We start from the raw sequence: 23,670 nt of genomic DNA on the forward strand, positions 1-23,670 counted from the left end.
CTTCATTTCGCAGACACGGCCGCTGTCGATTTCGTCAGCGGGTCAGGCCATGAGAATCGATAGAGCATGGCTGAAGGTTGCGAATGGCATTTCCCGTTATCCGCATCTGCGCCAACAATCGACCATTGCGCCCGTGAATTCTCCCCCAACTCCCGCGCAACCTCAGGCTTGAAACACCGACTCAACACCTCATCCGGCACCAGCGCATAGTCCTTCGGGTGCTCACGCAACCACTGCACCGCCCTTTCCACCGTGGAATCGAGCATGCCGAAATGCACAATCGGCTGGCGCGCGAACAACCAGTGCCCTTCGCTCCAGTTGACCAGGACCAGATCCGCGCCTTGGGTCATGGCGTTCGCCTGCGCCATGATCGTTTGATTGGGGTTGGTGCCGTCCCTGACCGGTTCGACAAATCCGCGAGCGAACCACAGCGCGAACCAGCTCACCACCAGTGCCGGGAACATCCGTCTAAACCTGGGGCGCTGGCGGAACCAGCGTTGCAGCAACCAAGGCACCAGCGGCGCGGCCACCAACACCAGTGCGGGCAGCGCCGGATAGATGTACAGCTTGCGCTTGCCGGCGCTGATGCAGAAAAACAGCACCACCAGCGCCACCCACCCCAACAGCACCAACACCCGGCCGTCACGCTTTTGCAGCTGTCGGCGCCACGCGGGCACCAGCCATGGCAACGCCAGGACCAAGGGCAGCCAATATTGCGGGATGACGTTGGTAAAGAAGTACCAGAACGGTTCGCGGTGGTGCCAGGCGGCGGCATAGCGCCCCGCGGTCTGGCGCAGGAGGATTTCCCGGGCGTAGGCGATTTCGTCTGCGCCGCCATTGAGCAGGATGGACAACGCCAGCGGCAGCAACCAGATGGCGATGCCACCCAGCATCACCAGCAAACCGAGCCACCACTTGCGTGCGTTACCCGGCATTGCCACCACGCCGGGCCAGCCCTTGCGTACCGCATAGGCGTACGGGATCAACATCAGCGCCGGAAGAAAGCCCACGCCTTTGGTGATCACGCCGATGCCCATGGCCGCGCAGCCGACGTAAAACCAGCGCCACGCCGGGCCGAGCAGCAGATGACGCGCCAACCCGTACAGGCCCAGGGTGGTGAACAGAATCAAAAAGCTGTCGATCTGTCCGGTACGCAGAATGCTGTAGGTCTGGTAGGTCGCCAGATACAACAACGCAGCTATACGCCCGATGCGCTGAGTCCATAACCGACGCCCCAGGTCGTAGACCATCGCTGTGACCGTCACCGCCGAAAACAGCCCCGGAATATAAAGCGCGATGTTGGGCTTGCCGGTGAGCCAGACGAAGAACGCCACGGTCCACATGAAGATTGGCGGCTTGTCGCCGTAGATTTCGCCGGCACGGTGCGGAATCAGCCACGAACCGTTGTGCAACATCTCCAGGGCGACGCCGAGGAAACGTTCTTCATCGACGTTCTGCGCCTGACGCAACCCCAAACCCGCACCGATCAACAGCAAGGCAAGCAACATCAGGCCCAGGCATTCGACCCTGGGTGACAGCATCCGGCGCATGGCTTATTCCTTGAGTTTCCGGTTTTTGGCGATCAATTGCAGGTTGCGCAAGTACACGATCGAGCCAAAGGCTTGCCCTGCAATGAACACCGGGTCCTGGCGGTAAATGGCGTAGGCAAAGAGCAAGGTACTGCCGACGATGCTCAAATACCAAAAGCTCACCGGGATCACGCTGCGCTTTTTGTATTCGCTGTACAGCCACTGCAAGACGAATCGACCGGTAAATGCGATCTGCCCGGCAAAACCGATCACCAACCATAGGGCTTCACGGGTCATGATCATGCCTCGATATCCTGGGCGAGCTCTTGGGCAGGAAGCTCCTGGGCATGAGCACTCAGCCGCGTGCGCTTGATCAGCCACCAGACGCCGATCAAGTCGAGGATGCCCACCAGGGCGCGGTCGAGGTTGCCGTATTTGGAGACCCCGGCGGTGCGGGGCCGGTGATTGACCGGATGGACGATCATCCGGCCATTGTGGCGCTGGATCAGCGCCGGAATGTAGCGATGCATATGATCGAAATACGGCAGGCGCAAAAACGCCGCCCGTTCGATCAGTTTCAATCCGCAGCCGGTGTCCGGGGTGGCGTCTTTCAGCAGGCGACGGCGCAGGTTATTGGCAAAACGCGAGGCCCAACGCTTGCTCGCCGTATCGCGACGGTTGACTCGATGCCCGGCCACCAGTTGCACATCGCCCTCCTTGCCGCGTACCAGCGCCAGCATGCCGGGGATATCCGCCGGATCGTTCTGGCCGTCGCCATCGAGGGTGGCTAGCCACTGCCCCCGTGCCTCCCGCGCCGCGTGGTACAGCGAGGTGCTTTGTCCCAGCGAACGTTCATGGCGCAGGATGCGCAGGGTGTTCAAACCGTTGTGCTTGATTTGCCGCAATTCGTGCAAGGTGGCGTCAGTGCTGCCATCGTCGACCACGATGACTTCATAGGCTTCATCGGCCAAGGCCTGGCGAACTTCCTCGAGCAACGGCTTGAGGTTGTTCGCTTCGTTTTTCGCTGGAATCAGCACCGATACAAAAATGTCCTGGCTCATGGAATTCCCCTCGCCTGTTGGTTGTTGCGTTGTCAGAGGCGAACGCTTCAAATCTGATAAAACCGTCGATACCACTTCACAAATTCCGCCACGCCCACGGCAACGCTCACCTGTGGGCGGAAGTCGATCCACGCGGTCAGCGCCGAGACATCGGCCCATGTCTTGACCACATCACCGGCCTGCAAGGGCATGAAGTTGCGCGTGGCCTGCCGGTCCAAGGCCGATTCCAGGCAGTCGACGAAATCCAGTAGCGCCACGGGCTCCCCGCGACCGATGTTGAACAGCCGATTGCAGCCCTTTTCAGGTGTGCCTGGAATTGGCGGGCGGGTGCGCAAACGCGAAATGCTTTCGACGATGTCGTCGATGTAAGTGAAGTCCCGCGCCATCTCGCCCTGGTTATAAATGTCGATGGGCTGGCCGTTGAGGATGGCCTCGGTGAATTTGAACAGCGCCATGTCCGGCCGGCCCCAGGGGCCGTAGACCGTGAAGAAGCGCAGGCCACTGGCCTTGAGGCCGTACAAGTGGCAGTAGCTGTGGGCGAGCAATTCATTGGCGCGTTTGCTGGCCGCGTACAACGACACCGGGTGATCGACGGGGTCTTCGACGCTAAACGGCAGTTTGCTATTGCTGCCATACACCGAGCTGCTCGATGCGTAGATCAAATGCTCGGGACGATACTGCCGACAGGCTTCCAGCACATTGAGGAACCCCACCAGGTTGGATTGGCCATAGACATCGGGATTATCCAGCGAGTAGCGCACGCCGGCCTGGGCAGCCAGATGCACCACTTCGGTAAACCGAAAATCCTCGAACAATGCCAGCAACGCCGGTTTATCGACGATGTCCATTTTCCGGAAGCTGAAGCCCGGCAAGGACTCCAGTTCCTTGAGTCGCGCGTGCTTGAGCGCTACGTCGTAGTAGTCGTTGAGGTTGTCGACTCCAACGACCTCCAACCCTTCCTGGCACAAACGCCGGGCCGTATGAAAGCCGATGAAACCGGCGGCGCCGGTGACGAGGACCGTCACGGGTCACGACGCCACAAGTGTGAAGGGGTACTGCTCGAAGACCACAACTGTTTCATGTTTCTGTTTCCCGCTCATGACGTTTCTAATGTGTTGCTCCGCCATGAAGCTTGTAAAACAGAAATATTTCAGTTTCGGTAGTCCAGGTGAATGACGCCGGTTTTCTTGCGTAAATACCGTTACTTCGCATCCCCGCCATGGGGTTTGTAAAACCGGAACAGACCGATATCCACCGTATGGATGTATTCCCTGGACCAGTCCGGTTTCACCGTGCGGTCATGGAAATACAGCGCACCCCGGGTGCGATCCGGCAATTGCTTGTTCAGCGCCTTGCGCGCGATTTCCTTGGCCATCGCATAAGGCACCTCCTCCTGCACCGAATCGGATTTGCCATCACACCACCAGGAGAACTGGCAACTCTTGGTTTCCGAGCCCTGCTTGACCACACCGCACACGGTATCTGGGAACCCGTCGTGACCGAGGCGGTTCATGACCACGCTGGCCACCGCTTCCATGTCGGCGGCGTCCTTGCCTTTGGCTTCCCAATAAATCGAACGGGCCATGCAGGTAATGGCATCGTCCAGTGGCGCTTTGCCCGCCGGATCCACGGCCTGAACTTCAGGTTGGGTAATGGCTTCGGATTTTGGGGCCGGTGCAGGACTGGGGTTTTGCGCGGCCTTTTGCTCCAACACCTCGGCCTTGTCTTCAGCCACTTTTTGTTTTTGTTGCTGATCGTCGGCGAACGTCGGAGCGGCAAGCATCATCAATGCGAAACAGGCCGCTAACCAGTCAAGGCGCATGGTCGGAATGACTCAGTGGGAATGATCGCTTCAGTGTAGTAGTGAAATGATTGCACACACGACCTAACATTCTGGAAAATCCGTTGCCTTAACGGGAACAACTTCACGCATCATGGGCGCCGTCAGCCAAAGGGGATTTCCATGGGTTTCACACCGTTCGCCGTGCGCTTTGCCGGCTTGTCACTGGGTTTGCTGTTCGCTGCCAGCGCCGTGGCGAGCGACGAATCGCAACTGATCGAATCGATCAACGCCTACCGCAGCCAGCTGCAACGCTGCGGCGGTCAGGTGTCATCGGAACTGCCGCCGCTGGCCTCCGATCCACGACTGGTGTTGAGCGCCGCCAGTATCGGCAATCTGCAGCAAGCCATGGCCACCGCGGGTTACCCGATGAAAAACGTGCAGGCGATCAGCCTGACCGGGCCCCGTGATGTGCCATCGGCGATGAAGGCGATTCAGGAAAGCTTTTGCCAGATCGTGCTGGACCCGCAATTCGTCGATGTCGGCGTCAGCCGCCAGGACCGCGAATGGCGCATCGTCGTCGCACGGCCCTTGCTGAGCGCACGCCTGGGCGATTGGCAGACCGAGGGCCAGAAGCTGTTGATCGAGCTCAACGCCGCACGCAGCCGGCCGCGCCAATGCGGTGCGCAATCCTTCGCCGCCACCACACCGCTGACCTGGAATGCCACCCTGGCGACCGCCGCCGAAACACAGTCGCGCAGCATGGCCAACAACAACTACTTCGACCACAAGGACCGCGATGGCCGCACGCCAGGCGACCGCGCGGAACTGGCCGGCTACGACTTCCAGCAGATCGGCGAAATCATCGCCGCCGGGCAGGACAGCGTGCGCAAGGTGGTCGATGGCTGGCTCACCAGCCCCGGCCATTGCGCCAACCTGATGAACCCGCAGTTCCGGGACATGGGTGGGGCGTATGCGGTGGATCCGAAGAGTGATGCAGGGATTTACTGGACGGTGATGTTTGGGGCGCAGTGACAACAAAAAAATCGGATCCTCTGTAGGAGCGAGCTTGCTCGCGAAAAACGTCTGGACTACGCGATCATTCAGGCAATACGCGTTATCGTTGATGTCCATCGCGAGCAAGCTCGCTCCTACAGAGACGGCTTCTTCAATGAGAACTCATCCCCGCCGCATGCATCAGCATGCGCAAGCCCCCGGCCACCACACCCAACGAAACCACACTCCCTAGCCAGATCAGCACCAGCCATCCCACTCGTTTGTACCAACGCCCCGGTTGCTGCGTATCAATGGTAGCCATCGCCAATCCTCACTTTGCCGCGGAAGACGTAGTAGCTCCAGACCGTGTACATCAGGATGATCGGCAGGATGAACAGCGCGCCGATCAGGATGAACAACTGGCTGGTCGCCGGTGACGCCGCCGCCCACAGGCTGATCGACGGTGGCACGATGTTCGGCCAGATGCTGAAGGCCAGGCCCATGTAACCGAGGAACACCAGCATCAAGGTGAAGGCAAATGGCCAATGGGTGTGGCGTTGACGCAGGGTTTTCAGCAAGCCGAACAGCGCCAGCAAGGCCAGCACCGCCAGCGCACCGAACACCGCCAGGTGCGCATGGGAGAACCAGCGCGTGGCGATCTCGGGATGCAGGATCGGTGTCCAGACGCAGATCACGCCGATCACTGCCAGCAACAGCCAGGCCAAGGGACGGGTGAACAGGCGCATCCGCGATTCGAGCATGCCTTCGGTCTTGACCAGCAACCAGGTGCTGCCGAGCAAGGCGTAGGCGACGATCAGGCCGATACCGCAGAACAATGGGAACGGCGACACCCAATCGAACGCGCCACCGGCAAACTGCCGATCGACCACCGGGATACCCACGATGTAGGTGCCGATCGTCACGCCCTGGGCGAACGTCGCCAGCAGCGAGCCGCCGATGAATGCCATGTCCCAGACGTGGCGTTTTTCGGGGCTGGCCTTGAAGCGAAACTCAAAGGCCACGCCACGGAAAATCAAACCGCACAACATCAGGATCAACGGCAGATACAACGCCTCCAGAAGCACCGAATAGGCCAGCGGAAACGCGCCATACAACGCCGCACCACCCAGCACCAGCCAGGTTTCGTTGCCGTCCCAGACCGGTGCCACGGTGTTCATCATCACATCGCGTTCTTTCGCGTCCGGAATCAACGGAAACAGAATGCCCAGCCCCAGATCGAAGCCGTCCATGATCACGTACATCATCACGCCGAAGGCGATGATCACGCCCCAGATCAGCGATAAATCGATACCTTGAATACCCATGTTTCAACTCCCCTTTTTCAAACGACGCTGGCGTCGGCAGACAGTGGTCGGCGCGGCGTAATCACTTGATCGGAATGCCCTGCAGGCGAATGCTCGTGATGGGGTTTGGGGCCTTTGGCGACCAGTTTCATCATGTAGCCGATGCCCACCGTGAACACCGAAAAGTAGATGACCACAAACAGCGCCAGCGAGATGCTCAGTTGCGTGACGCTGTGATTTGAGGCGGCATTCACGGTACGTTGCAGGCCGTACACCACCCACGGTTGACGCCCCACCTCGGTAGTGATCCAGCCGGCGAGCATGGCGATCAGACCGCTGGGTCCCATCCACAGCATCAGGCGCAGGAACCAGCGGTTGCGGTAGATCGCGCCGCTGCGGCGCAACGCCAGGCCCAACACACCGGCCAGTACCATCAACATGCCCAGCCCTGCCATGACCCGGAAGCTCCAGAAGATGACCGTCGCGTTGGGCCGGTCTTCTTTCGGGAAGCTCTTGAGCGCCGGGATCTGTTTGTCGAGGCTGTGGGTCAGGATCAGGCTGCCCAGGTATGGAATTTCAACGGCGTATTTGGTCTTCTCGGCCTGCATGTCGGGAATGCCGAACAGCACCAGCGGCGTCGCTTCGCTGCCGTTGTTTTCCCAGTGCCCTTCGATGGCGGCGATCTTCGCCGGTTGGTGCTCCAGGGTGTTCAGGCCATGGGCGTCCCCCACCACTGCCTGGATCGGGCAGACGATCAACGCCATCCACAGCGACATCGACAGCATCTTGCGCACTTGCTTGGTGTCGTTGCCGCGCAGCAGATGCCACGCCGCCGAGGAACCGACAAAGAACGCTGTGGCGACGAACGCGGCAATCGCCATGTGCGCCAAGCGGTACGGGAACGACGGGTTGAAGACGATGGCCAGCCAGTCCAGCGGCACCACGCGACCGTCGACGATCTCGAAGCCCTGGGGCGTTTGCATCCAGCTGTTGGACGCGAGAATCCAGAAGGTCGAGATCAGGGTACCGATGGCAACCATCACCGTAGAGAAGAAGTGCAGTCCCCGCCCTACCCGGTTCCAGCCAAACAGCATGACCCCGAGGAACCCGGCTTCGAGGAAGAACGCCGTCAGCACTTCATAGGTCAGCAAGGGACCTGTGATGCTGCCGGCGAAGTCGGAAAAGCGGCTCCAGTTGGTGCCGAATTCGTAGGCCATGACCAGCCCCGAGACCACGCCCATACCGAAGTTGACCGCGAAGATCTTCGACCAGAAATGGTAGAGATCACGGTAAGTGTCGTTGCGGGTCTTCAGCCAGAGCCCTTCGAGCACCGCCAGGAAACTGGCCAGCCCGATAGTGATGGCGGGAAAGATGATGTGGAACGAAACCGTGAACGCGAATTGCATCCGCGCCAGGTCCAGTGCCTGCAGATTAAACATGTCGAAATCCTCATCGGGGATCTGAAACTGTGGGAGCGAGCCTGCTCGCGATTGCGGGGTGTCAGGCGCCATTGATGTCGAAGGTGCCGACGTCATCGCGAGCAGGCTCGCTCCCACAAGGTCTTGAGTGGTCGGTACTACGCGGCGGAGGTCGAAATCAGGCTGCTGGTTTTCGCCTGCTCCAGCCGGATGGCGACGAACTTGGAGGTCGGGGTGTAGGTGCGGTCGCCGTAGCTTTCCAGCGGCACCAGCGGGTTGGTTTCCGGGTAGTAGGCGGCAGCCTGACCGGCCGGAATGTCATAGGCGATCAGGGTAAAACCGCTGACCCGACGTTCGCGGTCATCGTCCCACAGCGCCACCAGGTCGACTTTCTGCCCCGGCTCGAAACCTAGGCGGCGGATGTCCTGCTCGTTGGCGAACACCACATCGCGCATGCCGTAAACCCCGCGATAACGATCGTCCAGGCCATACAAGGTGGTGTTGTACTGATCGTGGGAGCGCATGGTCTGCAGGATCAGGTGCGGCTTGACCGGCAGGTTGCGCACGCCTTCGCTGATCAGGTGCGCGGGCAATACGCTGGGGGTGAATTGCGCCTTGCCACTGGCAGTTTTCCAGATGCGGTCTGCCGCGTTGTTGGGCATGTGGAAACCACCGGGATGAAGTACCCGTTGATTGAAGTCCTGGAAGCCGGGAATGGTGTCGGCAATCAGGTTGCGGATACGGCCGTAGTCGCCGATGGCCCAGTTCCAGTCGATCGGGTGATTACCCAGGGTCGCGGCGGCGATCCCGGCAATGATCGCCGGCTCGGAGCGCAGGTGCTTCGATTTGGGTTTCAACTGACCGTGGGAGATATGGATCATGCTGAAGGTGTCTTCCACGGTGACGCCTTGCGGCCCTTCAGCCTGGACATCGATGTCGGTACGACCCAGGCACGGCAGGATCAGCGCCTGGCGCCCGGTCACCAGGTGGCTGCGGTTAAGCTTGGTGGCGATGTGCACGGTCAGCTCGCACTTGCGCAGCGCAGCGTGGGTGCGCGGGGTGTCGGGAGTGGCCTGGGCAAAGTTGCCACCCAGACCGATGAACACCTTCGCACGTCCCTGCTCCATCGCCGAAATCGCCATCACCGTGTTGTGGCCATGCGCCCGTGGCGGCTTGAAGCCAAAACGCTTTTCCAGGGCATCGAGCAACTCGGTGGGCGCCAGTTCGTTGATGCCCATCGTCCGGTCGCCCTGCACGTTACTGTGACCGCGCACCGGCGACAGGCCGGCACCGGGCCGCCCGACATTGCCGCGTAGCAGCATCAGGTTGATGACTTCCTGTAAGGTCGGCACCGAATGTGTGTGCTGGGTCAGGCCCATCGCCCAACACATGATCACGCGCTTGGCGCGGGCATACATCCGGGCGGCCAGTTCGATGTCCGCCAGGGTCATGCCCGACTGTTGCTCGATATGCGCCCAGGTCGTGGCATCGACTTGCGCCAGATACGCGTCCATGCCCGAGGTGTGCTCGGCGATGAATGCATGATCGAACACCGGCTCGCCACCAGTGGCTTGCGCTTCACGCTCCCACTGCAAAAGGAACTTGGCCATGCCGCGAAAGACCGCCATGTCGCCGCCCAGTGCCGGGCGGAAGTACGCGGTGTTGGTCGGTTCCGAGCCATTGAGCAGCATCTCGATCGGGTGCTGCGGATGCTGGAAGCGCTCCAGCCCACGCTCTTTGAGCGGGTTGATGCAGATCACCTGCGCCCCGCGCTTGACCGCTTCGCGCAACGGTTCGAGCATCCGCGGGTGGTTGGTGCCGGGATTCTGGCCGATGGAGAAAATCGCGTCGGCGTGCTCCAGATCGTCGAACACCACGGTGCCCTTGCCCACGCCCAGGCTTTCGATCATGGCAACGGCGCTGGCCTCGTGGCACATGTTGGAGCAGTCGGGAAAATTGTTGGTGCCGTAGGCACGGACGAACAACTGATAGAGAAACGCCGCCTCGTTGCTGGCCCGGCCCGAGGTGTAGAACTCGGCCTGATCCGGCGATTCCAGGGCATTGAGATGTTTGGCGATCAGCGCGAAGGCTTCGTCCCAGGTGGTCTCCACGTAGCGATCGGTGGCGACGTCATAGCGCATCGGGTGGGTCAGGCGACCCTGATACTCCAGCCAGTAATCACTTTGCTCGGACAGCGTCGCTACGCTGTATTTGTTGAAGAAGGCGGGGTCGACCAAACGACCGGTGGCCTCCCAGTTGACGGCCTTGGCGCCGTTTTCGCAGAACTTGACCATGCCGTTTTCCGGCGACTCGCCCCAGGCGCAACCAGGGCAGTCGAAGCCGCCATTCTGGTTGGTCTTGAGCATCATGCGGATGTTCTTCAGCGCGTTTTCACTGCCCAGCCAGTTCTTGGTAACGGCAATCAGCGCGCCCCAACCGGCGGCGGCTCCTTTGTAGGGTTTGTAACGGTCGACTTGAGACATGCGGCTTCTCCGTGACAATGCACACAGGCGTTGACCCGATTCAGGTCATTGATCGGTTGACGGAGAAAGCATATGAACGGCGATTAATTTCTGTCTAATCGCTATTTGCGACCACATGATCGAGGATATTTATCATTGATTTTTATTGTTATTTATCAATATGTTATAAAATTTTAAAGATATTTGAAACGCTCACTTTTTCGTCATAGATGGTGTCGATCAACCGGTTGTTATTCGTGATTGGACGGCCTCGAAACTTGCACTTAGCCTGCGTTCAACAAACCCATAATCAATGACATTCCTGTAGGAGCGAGCTTGCTCGCGATGGACTCAAGAGCACCGCGTTTATCGCGCAAGCATGCGTCATCGTTAACGACCATCGCGAGCAAGTTCGCTCCTACAGGAAGGGTATTCATTCAAATGCATGCAGTGCCAAGTGAGGATGTCATGTCGGAACGAGTCTTGATGGACGGGTTCGCCAGGCGCGTGGACTACCTGCGGATGTCGGTCACCGATCGCTGCGATTTCCGATGCGTGTATTGCATGGCCGAAGACATGCAGTTCCTGCCGCGCCAGCGAATACTGACCCTGGAAGAGATCTACCAGGTGGCGCAAAGCTTCGTCGCGCTGGGCACCCGCAAAATCCGTCTGACCGGGGGCGAGCCGCTGATTCGCCAGGGCGTGGTGCAGCTGTGCGAGAAGATCGCCGCCCTGCCCGGCCTGCGTGAACTGTGCATGACCACCAACGGTTCGCAATTGGCCAGATTGGCCGAACCGTTGTTCGAGGCCGGGGTCAAGCGCCTCAACATCAGCCTCGACTGCCTGGACCCGCAACGTTTCCGTGAACTGACCCGCACCGGTGATCTGGCGCAGGTGATCAAGGGCATCGATGCTGCCAACAAGGCGGGATTTCGCAACACCAAGCTCAATTGCGTGGTGATGAAGGGGCGCAACGATCACGAGATCAACGACCTGGTGAGTTTCGCCATCGACCGTAACCTCGACATTTCCTTCATCGAAGAAATGCCCTTGGGCACCATCAGCGAGCACAGCCGCGCCGAGTCGTTCTATTCAAGCGCCCAGGTCCGTGAGCGGATTGCAGAACGCTACACTTTGATGGATTCCGCCGAGTCGACCCAGGGCCCTTCGCGCTACTGGCGGCTGGCCGAGGCGCCGCAGATTCGCCTGGGGTTCATTTCGCCCCACAGCCACAACTTCTGCGACACCTGCAATCGGGTGCGTCTGACCGTCGAAGGTCGATTGCTGCTGTGCCTGGGCAACGAACATTCTGCCGATCTGAAGGCGGTTTTGCGCAGCCATCCCGGCCAGCCCGAACGCCTGGAAAAGGCCATTATCGAGGCGATGAAACTCAAGCCTTATCGGCACAACTTCGAGGTGAACGACGAGGTGCAGGTCATTCGCTTCATGAACATGACAGGGGGCTGAAACCATGATCGTCAGACCCAAACCCGACCTGATCGGCGTGCTGACTTCGCTCAAGGGTTCGATCGCCAAACGCATTGCCTGGCGCAGCCTGATGGTGACCTTGCTCGCCTCGGCCATCGTGCTCATCGAAACCTTGCACCCGACTTACTTTTCCAAGGTCAGTGCTACGCCCTTCACCTTGCTGGGCTTGTCGCTGTCGATCTTCATGAGTTTTCGCAACAACGCCTGTTATGACCGCTGGTATGAAGCGCGCAAGGCCTGGGGCGATGTGATCGTCGATATCCGTTCGATGATTCGCGAAACCCTGATCATCAAGGATGCCGGTGAGCGACACGCCATCCTCAGTAACCTCTGCGGATTTGCCCACGCGCTCAACGCCCGGTTGCGCAAGGAAAACGAACTGGCCGCCAGCGGCGACTGGTTGCAGCCATTGCCCAAAAGCAACGCCACGGACATCAGCGGCCAGGTGTTGATGCAGGTCGGCCAACAGTGCTCGAGCCTTAACGAATCGGGGGTGATCAGCGACTGGCGCTACACGGTCATGGCCAACCACCTGGCCGGCCTGACTCGTGCCCAAGCCGTCTGTGAGCGGATCAAAAATACGCCGCTGCCGTTCCCCTACACCCTGCTGCTGCACCGGACCATCTACCTGTTCTGCATCCTGCTGCCATTTGCGATGGCCGAGCCTTTGGGCTGGATGACCCCGGTGTTCACTGCGATCGTCAGCTACACCTTTTTCGGCCTCGATGCGATTGCCGATGAACTGGAAGACCCCTTCGGCCGCGACGAAAACGACCTGCCCACCGACGCCATCGTGCGCAACATCGAGCGCGATGTGCTGCAAGCCTTGGGCGTAACGGAGTTGCCGCCGCAGCTGGAGCCGGTTGACTTCGTCCTCAACTGATAAAGCGCAGAACCTGTGGGGGGGGGGGGGGGGGGGGGGGGGGGGGGGGGGGGGGGGGGGGGGGGGGGGGGGGGGGGGGGGGAGGTGGGGGGGGGGGGGGGGTGGTCTTATGGGGGGAGTTTTGTGGGGGGGTGTAATGGGGGGGGGTTGTGTTTCCCCCCCCCCCCCCCCCCCCCCCCCCACAGGGGATTGTTGCTGTGTCAGAACAGTTCGCTGAACGGGATGAACCGCGCGATATCGCCCGCTTGCAATGTGCGGCCTTCGAGCACTTCCACCAACCCATCCGCCCATGAAGCCCCCAGCAAAACACCCGAACTCTGGTTTGGATAGAGCACGGCGCGTCCGCCTTCCAGCCTGGCCCGCAGGTATTCCCGGCGGTTTCCCGGTTTTGGCCAGGCAAAACCCACGGTGACCGGGAAGCTCAAGGGTTCGACGTCTTCGACACCCTGAATCCGCAACAGGTAAGCTCGGGCCAACAGGCCAAAAGTCACCAGCGCCGACGCCGGATTACCCGGCAAGCCAATCACCGGCACCTGGCCGAACTGGCCGACGGTCAGCGGCTTGCCGGGTTTGATCGAGAGTTTCCACAACAACGGTTTGCCGCATTCTCGAAGTACCTGGCCGAGGCAGTCGGCATCGCCGGCAGACACGCCGCCGGTGGTGAGGATCAAGTCTGCCTCGTGTTGCAATTGTTCGAGTCGCCACCGCGTCTGTCGCGGCTCGTCAGGCAGGATGCCGCCATCGACAACCTCGCAACCCAAGGCACTCAACCAGTGACTCAATAAGGTGCGGTTGCTGTTGTAGATGCTGCCGGGCTTGAGCGGTGTACCCGGCTCGACCAGCTCATTGCCGGAGGACAGCAACGCCACGCGAGGACGACGCACCACCTGCACCTGGGTGCAGCCCTGCGCCGCCGCGACCGCCAACTCGAACGGCCCCAGGCGCTTGCCGGCGCGCAACAACACATCACCGGCGCGATTCTCCTGGCCCTGCGGGCGGATGTTGCAGCCCGTGGCCAATGGCTGCAGAAAACGGATGCGCCCGTCCGCCAGCGCCTCGGTGTTTTCTTGCATTTCCACGCAATTGGCCCCTGGTGGAATGGGTGCGCCTGTGAAAATGCGCGCACAGGTTTCAGGCGCCAATGCTTCGGGGGCTTGCCCGGCAAACACCTGCTGAGACACGGGTAATGGCTGACCGTCCCAGCCGTCGATACACAGGGCATACCCGTCCATGGCGCTGTTCGGCCACGGCGGCAGATCCAGCGTCGCCACCAGGTCAATGGCCAGCACCCGTTGCCGCGCCGTATCGAGCGACAGCGGTTCGCTGTCTTGCAAGCGTCGGGTGTCGGCCATCGCCAGCAAACGGCTGATGGCCTCCTCCACCGGCATCAACGGCGAGGCGCTCATCCTCGTGACTCACAGATCTGCACAGGCTTGAGATGCGGCACGAAATTGCATGGACGGTGCCGGGCGTCCAGTTGTTCGGCGAGGATGCCTTCCCATGCCGTGCGGCAGGCCCCCGTGGAACCGGGCAGGCAGCAGACCAGGGTGCCATTGGCCAAACCGGCCAGGGCCCGGCTCTGCACGGTGGAAGTGCCTATGTCGAGGATGGAAATCGCCCGAAACAGCTCACCGAAGCCATCGATCTGCTTGTCCAGCAAACAGGCAACCGCTTCAGGCGTGCTGTCGCGTCCGGTAAAGCCCGTGCCGCCGGTGATCAGCACCACCTGAATGTTGTCATCGGCAATCCAGGTCGCCACCTGAGCGCGGATCCTGTACAGATCATCCTTGAGCAAATTGCGCTCGCTCAGGGTATGGCCGGCCTCCAGCAAGCGGCTGACCAGCAATTGCCCGGACGTGTCATTGGCATAATCACGGGTATCACTCACCGTCAGCACGGCAATATTCAACGGGATAAACAATGCATCCGGTTTAACGCTCATGAGACTCTCCGGCAGATTTAAATTAAATAACTTCCAGAGACTAAAGCGCTAAAACAAGCAGTGTCTAATCACTCTAACCAACCACACTATCGAGTGTATCTATCAGCCATTAACCTGTAGGAGCGAGCATGCTCGCGATGGTCGTCAACGATAACGCGTTCTTTCTGAATTCACGTGTTGTCTGTGCGCTCATCGCGAGCAAGCTCGCTCCTACAGATGGACTCGATAGAGCCGATCGATAACGCGTTAAACAACAGTGATTGGACGCTCGCCCGTGACAATGAGATCGTCCACGCACCTTGTGTCTTGCGCCCCCGCGTCAATACTTACCTCTCCTTTCCTCCGCCCGAAGGTGCCGTCATGGACATCAAACAACTCAAGTTCCTGATTTCCCTGGAGCAGACCCGTCATTTCGGCCAGGCCGCCGCGCGCTGTCACATCACCCAGCCCACCCTGTCGATGCGCCTGCGTAACCTCGAGGATGAACTGGACCTGGAACTGGTCACCCGTGGCCAGCGTTTCGAGGGTTTCACCCAGGCCGGGGAACGGGTGCTGGCCTGGGCCAAGACCCTGCTGGCCGCCCACGACGGGCTGTTCGCCGAAGCCGCCGCGTGCCGGGGCCAACTGGTGGGTCACTTGCGCATGGGCCTGGTGCCGTTGAGCAGCTTCAACCCTGTCAGCTACATCAAGGGCCTGTCCCAGCGTTTTCCGGAGCTCAAGTTCAGCCTGTCTTCCCTGAGTTCGGACCAGATCATTGAAAGCCTGGGCAACAATCAACTGGACCTGGGGGTGTGTTACCTCGATCACGTGAACCCGAACTACTTCGAGTTTTTCGAGATCGGCGAGACCCGCGTCGGCCTGCTGTACGACACCCGGCACTTCCATTTCGACAGTACGCAAATGAGCTGGGAAGACGCTGCCGAACTGCCGCTGGGCATGCTCAGCACCGGCATGCACTACCGCAAATCCATCGACCTGAGCTTCCGCAGCCGCGGGCTCAACCCGCAGCCGATCATGGAAAGCGATTCGACCTACCAACTGCTCCAGGCGATTCACGAAGGGTTTTGTTGCGCGATCATGCCCCTGGACAGCGGCCTGGAAGAACCCATCGAACACCTGGCTTTCATCGACCTGCCGGACGCCAGCGTGCTGGCGCCCCTGGGCCTGGTCATGCGCAAGACCGAACCGCGCTCGGCGATTGCCGAGAAGTGTTTCGCCGAGGCGCGGCTGTTATTTACCCGGAAGACTGAGTAACGGATAGGCCCTGTACGAATATCCAAATCCAATGCGAACTTCGTTTCGTCACGCGCTGCACTGCTGATCGTGTGCCTCAAGTCGCCGCTGGCGATTTGTTTGCCACTCGCCACGGCAACATTGATAGGACGGCTGATGATGTGACTGATGGATAGCCCCAATCCCAACGCGGCGAGAAAGGCCACAGCAATGCTAAAAAATAGCCCGTCACCAGGACGGGCCGAAGGAGGAGTAATACACGGAGTAAGCAGACGCGGGTAAAGCCGTGAATCAGAGAATCTTCAGCGGGTAGTTGAAGATCAGGCGGTTCTCGTCGAACTCGTTGCTGCTGAAGTCGCATCGGAGGGTGCTGTTGCGCCATGCCATCGACAGGTTCTTCAAGGCGCCACTCTGGATGACATAGGCCACCTCGGTTTCACGGCCCCATTCCTTGCCGTCGTCGGTCCTGGTGGTGTGCACATTGTCGCCGCTGATGTAGCGGTTCATCAGGGTCAGGCCGGGGATGCCGGCGGCGGCGAAGTTGTAGTCGTGGCGCACTTGCCAGGAGCGTTCCTTGGCGTTGTCGTAGCTGACGTTGAAGCTGTCGTTGGCCAGGCTGCCGCCGCTGGTGCCGTTGACCCGCATCCAGCCACTGTCGCCGCTGAGTTTCTGCAGGCCGACATAGAAGGTGTTACCGCCGAGCTTGGCCGAGAACAGCCCCGAGTAGGTCTTGTTGTCCAGTTTGCCGGCCAGTTCGCTGCCGTCTTCGCCGCCCTGGAAGTAGCCGAGGTTGGCGCCCAGGATCCAGTCGCCGAGCGGCTGGCTGTGTTGCACCTGCAGGTACTGCTGGTGGTAGATGTCCTGCAGTTCGGCGTGCCACAGGCCAAGCAGGGTACGTTTGTCGTTGAAGCGGTATTCGCCACCGGCAAAGTTGAAGCGGTCGGAGGTGAAGGCTCCTTTGCCGTTCATGGACATGTCCTCCATGCTGGCGTTGTTGCGTTCGCTGTTCTGACGGAACTGGCCGCCATAGAGGGTCAGGCCGTCGATTTCGTTGGAGGTCAGCTGCGCGCCCTGGAAGGTTTGCGGCAGTGAGCGGCCGTCATTGGAACGCAGGATCGGCAGCACCGCCATCCACTCGCCGACCTTCAGTTCGGTTTTCGACAGTTTGGTCTTACCGGCCACGGCCAGGCGGCCGAAATCGTCAGCCGGATGATTGCCGTCATGCACCGGCAGCAGGCCGGTATTGCGTGTGCCGCGACCACCATCGAGCTTGAAGGCGCTCAAGCCCAACACATCCAGACCGAAGCCGACGCTGCCGTCGGTAAAGCCGGAACGGGCATCGAGGATGAAGCTCTGGGTCCATTCCTCGGCTTTGCCCTGCGGATAGGCCGGATTGACGAAGTTACGGTTGATGTAGAAGTTACGCAGGCCAAGTGTAACCTTGGCATCTTCGGCGAAGCCAGCGGCCACCGCAGGGCCGGTAGACAGCCCCGCAAGCGAGAAGGCAGTACAGCTGAAAAACATTGCACAGCGATTACGGGCATTCATTTTTTATTATTCTCTAATAAGCGTTGGCTAAACTGCAGCCGTCAGGCGTTAGCAGATCTGATCGCGGCTGAGACCATCCTCACCGCGCACATTTGTGAGGACGATAACGACCGCTTTCATTTCGTCGCGTGCCTGACTGGCGACTACCGGTTATTGGACTACCCGTAGCGGCATCTACTAAGAGATTCTTACGAACCAGCAGACTGGCCACCAACTAGTCTGTCGCGAAACCGCCGTGGTCACAGCGGTTATGCCGTTTATGGACCGTTAATATTATTAGAGGACCATGTTGCCAGACTAAGGAGACACTCATTAGTAGTAGATGCTACCCATGCCACGGACACTAACTACTGTGCTTCGCGAACTTACTTCTTGTGCTGCTCTTTGAACGATTGACTGACGAACTTACCGGTCGCTGGGTTAAACTCTTCGCCGTTGTAAGTGGTTTTGATCTGAATTTCGCCGTTAAGTATTTTGTTCTTCAGGGTGCTGATCTGCTCCCGAACCAACGGGGATACATCTTTGGCGAAGGTTAGTGTGACCTCATCCGAATTGGCTAAGCCGATCTCTTCCACTCTGTTCGGCTGCCAACTGTCGGTGGTTAGATCCCGAGCCGCGTTGTAAATCGCGACGCTGGCATCGGCTACAGCAGCGCCTATGAAGGTTTCATCGACCTTGGTCCAGTCGGAAACGTTGCCGATATGGCGCACCTTGCCATTATGGGATTTAACCTCGTCGATTACGCCTTGGCGGCCGGCATTGAGCATGGTGTAAATCACGTCTGCCCCATATTTGATCTCGCCTTTTGCTGCCTCCTTGTTTATTTCGGTGCTGTCCAAGTCGCCGGTGAACCAAGTGATGAATTTAGCTTTGGGGTTGACGTGCATCAGACCGTCGTAAAATGCAGCCCGCCCCATCAGGCCTGGGTTAGGCCAGGCGCCGGAGATGTGTCCGACCACGTTACTTTTCGTCGTGAGGCCTGCCAGGGCACCCGCAAGCCAAGCAGACTCTTCCTGTTTGACGACGTAGCTCGAGAGGTTGGGGCCTTTAACGTGCCCCTGGATCACGACAAACTTGATGTCGGGAAATTCCTTGCTGACGGTTTCTGCCGGACCATTACACTGCCCGCCATGCGCGATGATCATATCGGGACCTTTGGCTGCCAGCTTCCTCATCGCCTCGGTCAGCAGAACTGGGTCGGAAGTTGCGGAAATGTCCGAAACGTAGCTGGCGTCAACTGGAAGTTCGCTTTTTATCCTCTCGTAGCCTCGATAGGCAGCTTCCATGAAGCCGTTGTCATTGTGCTTGCCAGGGATAAGCACCGAGATTTTGGGTTCGTCAGCGGCTTGGCTGACGGATAAAGGCAGGAGTGCGGCGAAAGTGCCGGTGACAATCATTTTCGTAACAGTCGAGAAAGGATTTTTCATTTTTCAGTACCCTTTTTTTATATTTTTCAGGTAGATGCGGGATGCACGCATAACAAATCTGAGCAGAACCGACCAAATGATTAGGTATCGTGGATGGTAGAAATCCTCGGACTCACCCTCCCAAGAAAGATCTTGGCAAGACGAAGACGCGAGGTTTGAGCCGACTCCCCGATAGGGAATAAGAGTGGGGGGGTTGCAACATAAAAAGAAATAGGGATTGTCTGAAAATAACGCAAAAAACGTCCTGGAAAATTGTCGGGCCTATTGCATGCGCTGCGCCCCCCACTTCAATTATTTTTTATTGTAAGCATCAACGGCAGCTACTATTGCCCGTAAATTGATAATCGCTTGATGTTCAACGGAGAACGCATTGCCTGTTTCGGCATGACCGAGTGCTCAGACAAACCTCGCCCTCACCGATAGACATCACCAATCAGCACATCGGAACAAGCGATTGGACGCACTAAGAAGTTGCCCGTAGCCTGAACTCAATTCAGCGCTTCGAGATTCTTTATATGTTGTGCCAAGTTGAACAACGCATTGATCCAAGTGACACCAATGCGCCCGCGCCAACACCGCTGAACGTGAACTTCCGTGAATACGACAACGGCGCGGCGGTCTGCCAGGCAGCGTTGGCTTCGGAGATTGCCCTGGCAATCACCTACAACGGTTTGAGCCAGGCGGTGATGATGGTGTCCCCCGGTAACCTCGAAGACTTCATCCGCGGTTTCAGCGTCAGCAACGACATCGTCAGGGACCAGAGCGAAATTCATGACCTGCACTTGCGCCATTTCGATCAGGCGGTGCAGGCCGATGTGCAGATTTCCAGCCGCGCGTTTTGGGCGCTGAAGGACCATCGCCGGCAGATGGCGGGGACCAGTGGTTGCGGTCTGTGCGGGGTAGAAGCGCTGGAGCAGGCCTTGCCGGCACTGGAGATTCTCGAACCGGTTGCCCTGCCCCCGGCCGAACATTTCATCGACATCCGTTTGCGCATCGAACAGGCGCAGCAAATGGCCCGCAGCAGCGGTGCGCTGCACGCGGCGCTGTACTTCGATGAGCACGGTTCGGCGCTGATCTGCCGTGAAGACATTGGTCGCCACAACGCGCTGGACAAGCTGATCGGCGCCCTGCAGCACGCTGGCATCGACAGTCGTCGCGGCTTCACGGTGGTCACCAGCCGTTGCAGCCTGGAACTGATTCACAAGGCCGTCAGGGCGAATCTGGGCACGCTGGTCAGCCTGTCCGCGCCCACCGCATTGACCGTGCAATGGGCGATCAAGCATCGCCTGAACCTGATCCACGTCCCCCATCGCAACGCGCCACGCATTTACAGCCCGGTTTGATACCACCACATCATCATCGCGCTGACAGGCGCAGGAGTTCCCCGTGACAGATTCATCCCCCGATGGCCTGACCCACCTCGACAGCCAGGGTCGCGCCAACATGGTCGACGTCAGCGGCAAGCGCTCGACACAGCGTGAAGCGCAAGCCCAGGCCTGGGTACGCATGCGCCCGGAAACCCTGACGCTGATCCAGAGCGACGGCCACCCCAAGGGCGATGTGTTCGCCGTGGCGCGGATCGCCGGGATCATGGCCGCGAAAAAAACCAGTGAGCTGATCCCGCTGTGCCACAGCTTGCTGCTCAGCAAGGTCCACGTCGAACTCAAGGCTTGCCCGCCCGACAGCGTGAAAATCGTCGGCACCTGCCGCGTCGAGGGCCAGACCGGCGTCGAGCTGGAAGCGCTGACCGCCGTCAGCGTCGCCGCCCTGACCCTCTACGACATGTGCAAAGCCGTGGACCGTGGCATGGTCATCGACGATGTCCGCTTGCTCAGCAAACAAGGTGGCCGCTCGGGTCACTTCACCTGCGAGGATGCCCAATGATCCTGATCAACTACTTCGCCCGCTACCGCGAACAGCTCAACCTGGGCGGTGAAAAGCTGCCCCTGACGGCCGATCTGAAGACCATCGAAGACGTGCGCCAACGGCTGATGGCTCGCGGCGAGTTGTGGCGCGATGTGCTCGGTGAAAGCAACCTGATGTGCGCGCTGAACCAGGAGCTTTGTCATCCGGATCATGGGATCGAAGACTTTGACGAGATTGCCTTTTTTCCACCGGTCACCGGGGGTTGAACATGGGCGTTTGCGTGCAATACAAGGCTTTCGACGTCGGCCAATTGATCGACCGACTGCGAGCGAACGATCCCGGGGTCGGCGCCGTGGTCAATTTTGTCGGCTATGTGCGGGACATCAACCAAGGCGAGGAAATCGCCAGCCTGTTTCTCGAACACTATCCGGGCATGACCGAACGTTCGCTGCAAAAGATCATCGACAACGCCAAGGCGCGATGGTCGCTCAAGGCCGTGGAGATCGTGCACCGGATCGGCCAGTTGTCGGTCAGCGACCCCATCGTGTTCGTCGGCGTGAGCAGCCAGCATCGCCGGGCCGCCTTCGACGCCTGCGCGTTCATCATGGATTACCTGAAAACCGATGCGCCATTCTGGAAACGCGAAGGCGTGGCGTCGGGCTCGCGCTGGGTCGATGCGCGCGACAGCGACCGATCCGCGGCTGAACGTTGGGTCGTAAAAGAGCAATCACCCACCACGGCATCATGACGGCCTCCGGCTCAAGACCGGCGATGGCCGACCCAGGGGTTCAAGTGCCGCGCCAAATCGATCACAAATACCTGCGCATTACGCACATCTATCAACGTTTATTTGCGCATTACGCAAACCATGTCGTTATTGGATATTTACACGCGTAACGTTCACCCCTAATATCCAGCGACGCCCGGATGGCTTGTCACATCGCCGCCGACGATTTCCGCCACTGGAAACATGAGTCATGAGCCTTTCATCGCTGGCACACCACCTGCGCAATGCCTCGATTCCAGCCACCTCCCCGCTGGCTGCACGAGGCATTGCCTCATGAAGCGCATCGTCAACCTGCCCATGGCCTTGCGCCGTTCGAAATTGCGTCACTCCTCACGTCCGCCGGATAGCACCCTGCTCGCCTGATCGCGTTCCCCACGCGTAGAGCCCCCTCCTTTTTTCGCTATCGCTGCCAGTACGCCCCGGGACTGCCCGTTGCCATGCGCTGGCCTGAATCCGTGCGCCCGCGTGGCGCCACATCGTGAGTGACGAACCATGAAATTTGCTGCCCTTGAAGATGCCCAACGCTTTCTGGCGAACAACCCCGATATCGACATGATCGAGTTGTTCATTCTCGACGCCAACGGCGTGCCACGCGGCAAGCTGCTGCACCGCGAAGAACTGCTGGCGGTGTATGAAAGCGGGCGTCCTTTGCCCAGCACCATTCTCGGCCTGACCCTGCAGGGTGAGGACGTCGAAAACTCCGGACTGGTGTGGGATGTGGGCGATATCGACTGCCGCGCCTACCCCCTCGAAGGCAGTCTGGTGCGCCTGCCCTGGCGGCAGATTCCAACAGCGGCGGTACAGGTCAGCATGCACCCGCAAGAAGGCATGCCGGCGAGCATCGCCGACCCGCGTCATTTGCTGATCAAGGTGATCGAGGGTCTCAAGGCCGAGGGTTATCACCCGGTGATGGCCTGCGAGCTGGAGTTTTACTTGCTCGATGCCAAGCGCGATCACAACGGTCGCCCGCAACCGGCACTGGACGCCGACGGCGGCCGACCGAGGCATACCCAGGTCTATGGCCTGCGCGAACTGGAACAGATCGAACCCTTCCTCGCCGACCTCTATGCGGCCTGCAAACTCCACGACATTCCGGCGCGAACGGCGATTTCCGAGTACGCCCCGGGCCAGGTGGAAATCACTCTGGAGCACGGCGATGCCTTGCTCGCGATGGACCAGGCGGTGCGCTACAAACGACTGGTCAAAGCCGTGGCCCACAAGCACGGCATGAAGGCCACGTTCATGGCCAAGCCGTTCGATGACCTGGCGGGCACCGGCATGCACATGCATGTGAGCATTGCCGATGCCGAGGGCCGCAACCTGTTCGCCTCCGAGGACCCGGCCGGCACCCCGCTGCTGCGCACGGCGGTGGGCGGCATGCTCGCCTCCCTGCTCGATTCGTTGCTGCTGTTCTGCCCTAACGCCAACTCCTACCGGCGTTTCCAGGCCAACAGCTATGCGCCGTTGGCCCCGACCTGGGGTGTCGACAACCGCACCGTCAGCCTGCGTGTTCCCGGGGGCCCGGCCAACAGCCGCCACATCGAACACCGCATCTGTGGCGCCGACGCCAACCCCTATTTGGCGGCGGCGGCAATCCTGGCCGGCATCCATCGCGGCATCCGCGAAAACCTCGATCCGGGCGAACCAGTTGAAGGCAACGGCTATGCGCAAGCCACGCAACTGCTGCCAACCGACTGGCTGACATCCCTGACGGCACTGGAAAATTCGGCGTGGGCGCGGGATGCGCTGGGGCAGGAATTCCTTGGGGTGTATCTGGCGGTCAAACGTGCCGAGTACCGGCAGTTCATGGCCGAAGTGGGTGAGCAGGATTGGCGTTGGTATCTGACTGAGGCGTAAGCCAGATCAGTTATTCACAGTTCCCTGTGGGAGCGAGCCTGCTCGCGAAAGCGGTGTGTCAGTCACCACAAGTGCTGAATGTGCCGGCC

General features: G+C 59.7%; 22 protein-coding genes. 9 read left to right on the forward strand and 13 right to left on the reverse strand.

Features of this window, described 5'->3' with window-relative positions:
• Nucleotides 1–2: 2 nt before the first annotated feature.
• From ACSFE6_RS11535 to ACSFE6_RS11555, 5 genes are all read right to left on the reverse strand, one after another.
• Nucleotides 3–1,550: an ArnT family glycosyltransferase gene (locus ACSFE6_RS11535; protein ID WP_435427711.1), complete on the reverse strand. Its 1,548-nt coding sequence runs from the start codon at nt 1,548–1,550 to the stop codon at nt 3–5.
• A 3-nt stretch (nt 1,551–1,553) separates the two neighbouring features.
• Nucleotides 1,554–1,832, reverse strand: coding sequence for a lipid-A-disaccharide synthase N-terminal domain-containing protein (locus ACSFE6_RS11540; RefSeq protein ID WP_435427712.1), 279 nt, complete (start codon nt 1,830–1,832; stop codon nt 1,554–1,556).
• Entirely contained in the window at nt 1,829–2,590 is a 762-nt protein-coding gene (locus tag ACSFE6_RS11545; RefSeq protein ID WP_435427713.1) for a glycosyltransferase family 2 protein, read from the reverse strand. The genes ACSFE6_RS11540 and ACSFE6_RS11545 overlap by 4 nt, the downstream gene beginning before the upstream one ends.
• Before the next feature lie 47 nt (nt 2,591–2,637).
• Nucleotides 2,638–3,615 carry an SDR family NAD(P)-dependent oxidoreductase gene (locus ACSFE6_RS11550; protein ID WP_435427714.1) on the reverse strand — a complete coding sequence of 326 codons (978 nt, stop codon included), beginning with the start codon at nt 3,613–3,615 and terminating at the stop codon, nt 2,638–2,640.
• Nucleotides 3,616–3,791: 176 nt separating this feature from the next.
• Nucleotides 3,792–4,412 (reverse strand): cell wall hydrolase, encoded by a 621-nt coding sequence (locus tag ACSFE6_RS11555; RefSeq protein WP_435427715.1) that lies wholly within the window; start codon nt 4,410–4,412, stop codon nt 3,792–3,794.
• Between the two features lie 141 nt (nt 4,413–4,553).
• Between ACSFE6_RS11555 and ACSFE6_RS11560 the strand changes: the two genes are divergently transcribed.
• Nucleotides 4,554–5,405, forward strand: a complete 852-nt coding sequence (locus ACSFE6_RS11560) for a CAP domain-containing protein (protein WP_435427716.1) — start codon at nt 4,554–4,556, stop codon at nt 5,403–5,405.
• Nucleotides 5,406–5,538: 133 nt separating this feature from the next.
• Here the strand turns inward: ACSFE6_RS11560 and ACSFE6_RS11565 are convergent, their stop codons facing one another.
• The 4 genes from ACSFE6_RS11565 to ACSFE6_RS11580 form a co-directional block, all read right to left on the reverse strand.
• Nucleotides 5,539–5,688: a DUF2474 domain-containing protein gene (locus ACSFE6_RS11565; RefSeq protein WP_435427717.1), complete on the reverse strand. Its 150-nt coding sequence runs from the start codon at nt 5,686–5,688 to the stop codon at nt 5,539–5,541.
• Nucleotides 5,675–6,691 carry a cytochrome d ubiquinol oxidase subunit II gene (cydB, locus tag ACSFE6_RS11570; RefSeq protein ID WP_435427718.1) on the reverse strand — a complete coding sequence of 339 codons (1,017 nt, stop codon included), beginning with the start codon at nt 6,689–6,691 and terminating at the stop codon, nt 5,675–5,677. The genes ACSFE6_RS11565 and cydB overlap by 14 nt, the downstream gene beginning before the upstream one ends.
• A 17-nt stretch (nt 6,692–6,708) precedes the next feature.
• Nucleotides 6,709–8,109, reverse strand: coding sequence for a cytochrome ubiquinol oxidase subunit I (locus tag ACSFE6_RS11575; protein ID WP_435427719.1), 1,401 nt, complete (start codon nt 8,107–8,109; stop codon nt 6,709–6,711).
• A 137-nt stretch (nt 8,110–8,246) separates the two neighbouring features.
• Nucleotides 8,247–10,571 (reverse strand): FdhF/YdeP family oxidoreductase, encoded by a 2,325-nt coding sequence (locus ACSFE6_RS11580; RefSeq protein ID WP_435427720.1) that lies wholly within the window; start codon nt 10,569–10,571, stop codon nt 8,247–8,249.
• Nucleotides 10,572–11,018: 447 nt separating this feature from the next.
• On the opposite strand from ACSFE6_RS11580, the gene moaA reads away from it, so the two are divergent.
• On the forward strand, nt 11,019–12,017 hold the full coding sequence (moaA, locus tag ACSFE6_RS11585) for a GTP 3',8-cyclase MoaA (protein WP_435427721.1): 999 nt from the start codon (nt 11,019–11,021) through the stop codon (nt 12,015–12,017).
• A 4-nt stretch (nt 12,018–12,021) separates the two neighbouring features.
• A complete protein-coding gene (locus tag ACSFE6_RS11590) occupies nt 12,022–12,921 on the forward strand; it encodes a bestrophin family protein (RefSeq protein ID WP_435427722.1) in 900 nt (299 codons plus the stop codon).
• A gap of 200 nt (nt 12,922–13,121) precedes the next feature.
• On the opposite strand, the gene ACSFE6_RS11595 is transcribed toward ACSFE6_RS11590, so the two are convergent.
• Both ACSFE6_RS11595 and moaB read right to left on the reverse strand, forming a co-directional pair.
• On the reverse strand, nt 13,122–14,327 hold the full coding sequence (locus ACSFE6_RS11595) for a molybdopterin molybdotransferase MoeA (RefSeq protein WP_435427723.1): 1,206 nt from the start codon (nt 14,325–14,327) through the stop codon (nt 13,122–13,124).
• The gene (gene moaB / locus ACSFE6_RS11600; RefSeq protein ID WP_435427724.1) at nt 14,324–14,863 is read right to left on the reverse strand and encodes a molybdenum cofactor biosynthesis protein B; all 540 of its coding nucleotides are present in this window, start codon (nt 14,861–14,863) and stop codon (nt 14,324–14,326) included. Before moaB ends, ACSFE6_RS11595 begins: the two co-directional genes overlap by 4 nt.
• 360 nt (nt 14,864–15,223) lie before the next feature.
• Here moaB and ACSFE6_RS11605 point away from each other — a divergent pair, with 360 nt between their 5' ends.
• Nucleotides 15,224–16,117, forward strand: coding sequence for a LysR family transcriptional regulator (locus tag ACSFE6_RS11605; protein WP_435427725.1), 894 nt, complete (start codon nt 15,224–15,226; stop codon nt 16,115–16,117).
• Between the two features lie 270 nt (nt 16,118–16,387).
• Here ACSFE6_RS11605 and ACSFE6_RS11610 read toward each other — a convergent pair whose 3' ends face one another.
• Nucleotides 16,388–17,620 (reverse strand): OprD family porin, encoded by a 1,233-nt coding sequence (locus tag ACSFE6_RS11610; protein WP_435427734.1) that lies wholly within the window; start codon nt 17,618–17,620, stop codon nt 16,388–16,390.
• A 389-nt stretch (nt 17,621–18,009) separates the two neighbouring features.
• Nucleotides 18,010–19,071 carry a BMP family protein gene (locus ACSFE6_RS11615; protein WP_435427726.1) on the reverse strand — a complete coding sequence of 354 codons (1,062 nt, stop codon included), beginning with the start codon at nt 19,069–19,071 and terminating at the stop codon, nt 18,010–18,012.
• 515 nt (nt 19,072–19,586) lie between these two features.
• Between ACSFE6_RS11615 and fdhD the strand changes: the two genes are divergently transcribed.
• The 5 genes from fdhD to ACSFE6_RS11640 all read left to right on the forward strand — a co-directional run bounded on the left by fdhD (nt 19,587) and on the right by ACSFE6_RS11640 (nt 23,581).
• Nucleotides 19,587–20,414 (forward strand): formate dehydrogenase accessory sulfurtransferase FdhD, encoded by an 828-nt coding sequence (fdhD, locus tag ACSFE6_RS11620; RefSeq protein ID WP_435427727.1) that lies wholly within the window; start codon nt 19,587–19,589, stop codon nt 20,412–20,414.
• Nucleotides 20,415–20,457: 43 nt separating this feature from the next.
• Complete coding sequence (gene moaC, locus ACSFE6_RS11625) at nt 20,458–20,955, forward strand: cyclic pyranopterin monophosphate synthase MoaC (RefSeq protein WP_435427728.1); 498 nt, start codon at nt 20,458–20,460, stop codon at nt 20,953–20,955.
• Nucleotides 20,952–21,203: a MoaD/ThiS family protein gene (locus tag ACSFE6_RS11630; protein ID WP_435427729.1), complete on the forward strand. Its 252-nt coding sequence runs from the start codon at nt 20,952–20,954 to the stop codon at nt 21,201–21,203. The genes moaC and ACSFE6_RS11630 overlap by 4 nt, the downstream gene beginning before the upstream one ends.
• Before the next feature lie 2 nt (nt 21,204–21,205).
• Nucleotides 21,206–21,685: a molybdopterin synthase catalytic subunit MoaE gene (gene moaE / locus ACSFE6_RS11635; protein ID WP_435427730.1), complete on the forward strand. Its 480-nt coding sequence runs from the start codon at nt 21,206–21,208 to the stop codon at nt 21,683–21,685.
• Between the two features lie 531 nt (nt 21,686–22,216).
• Nucleotides 22,217–23,581, forward strand: coding sequence for a glutamine synthetase family protein (locus tag ACSFE6_RS11640; RefSeq protein WP_435427731.1), 1,365 nt, complete (start codon nt 22,217–22,219; stop codon nt 23,579–23,581).
• Nucleotides 23,582–23,670: the final 89 nt, after the last annotated feature.

Origin of the sequence: Pseudomonas baetica, from assembly GCF_051216495.1 — a bacterium.
Lineage (GTDB): Bacteria > Pseudomonadota > Gammaproteobacteria > Pseudomonadales > Pseudomonadaceae > Aquipseudomonas > Aquipseudomonas baetica_B.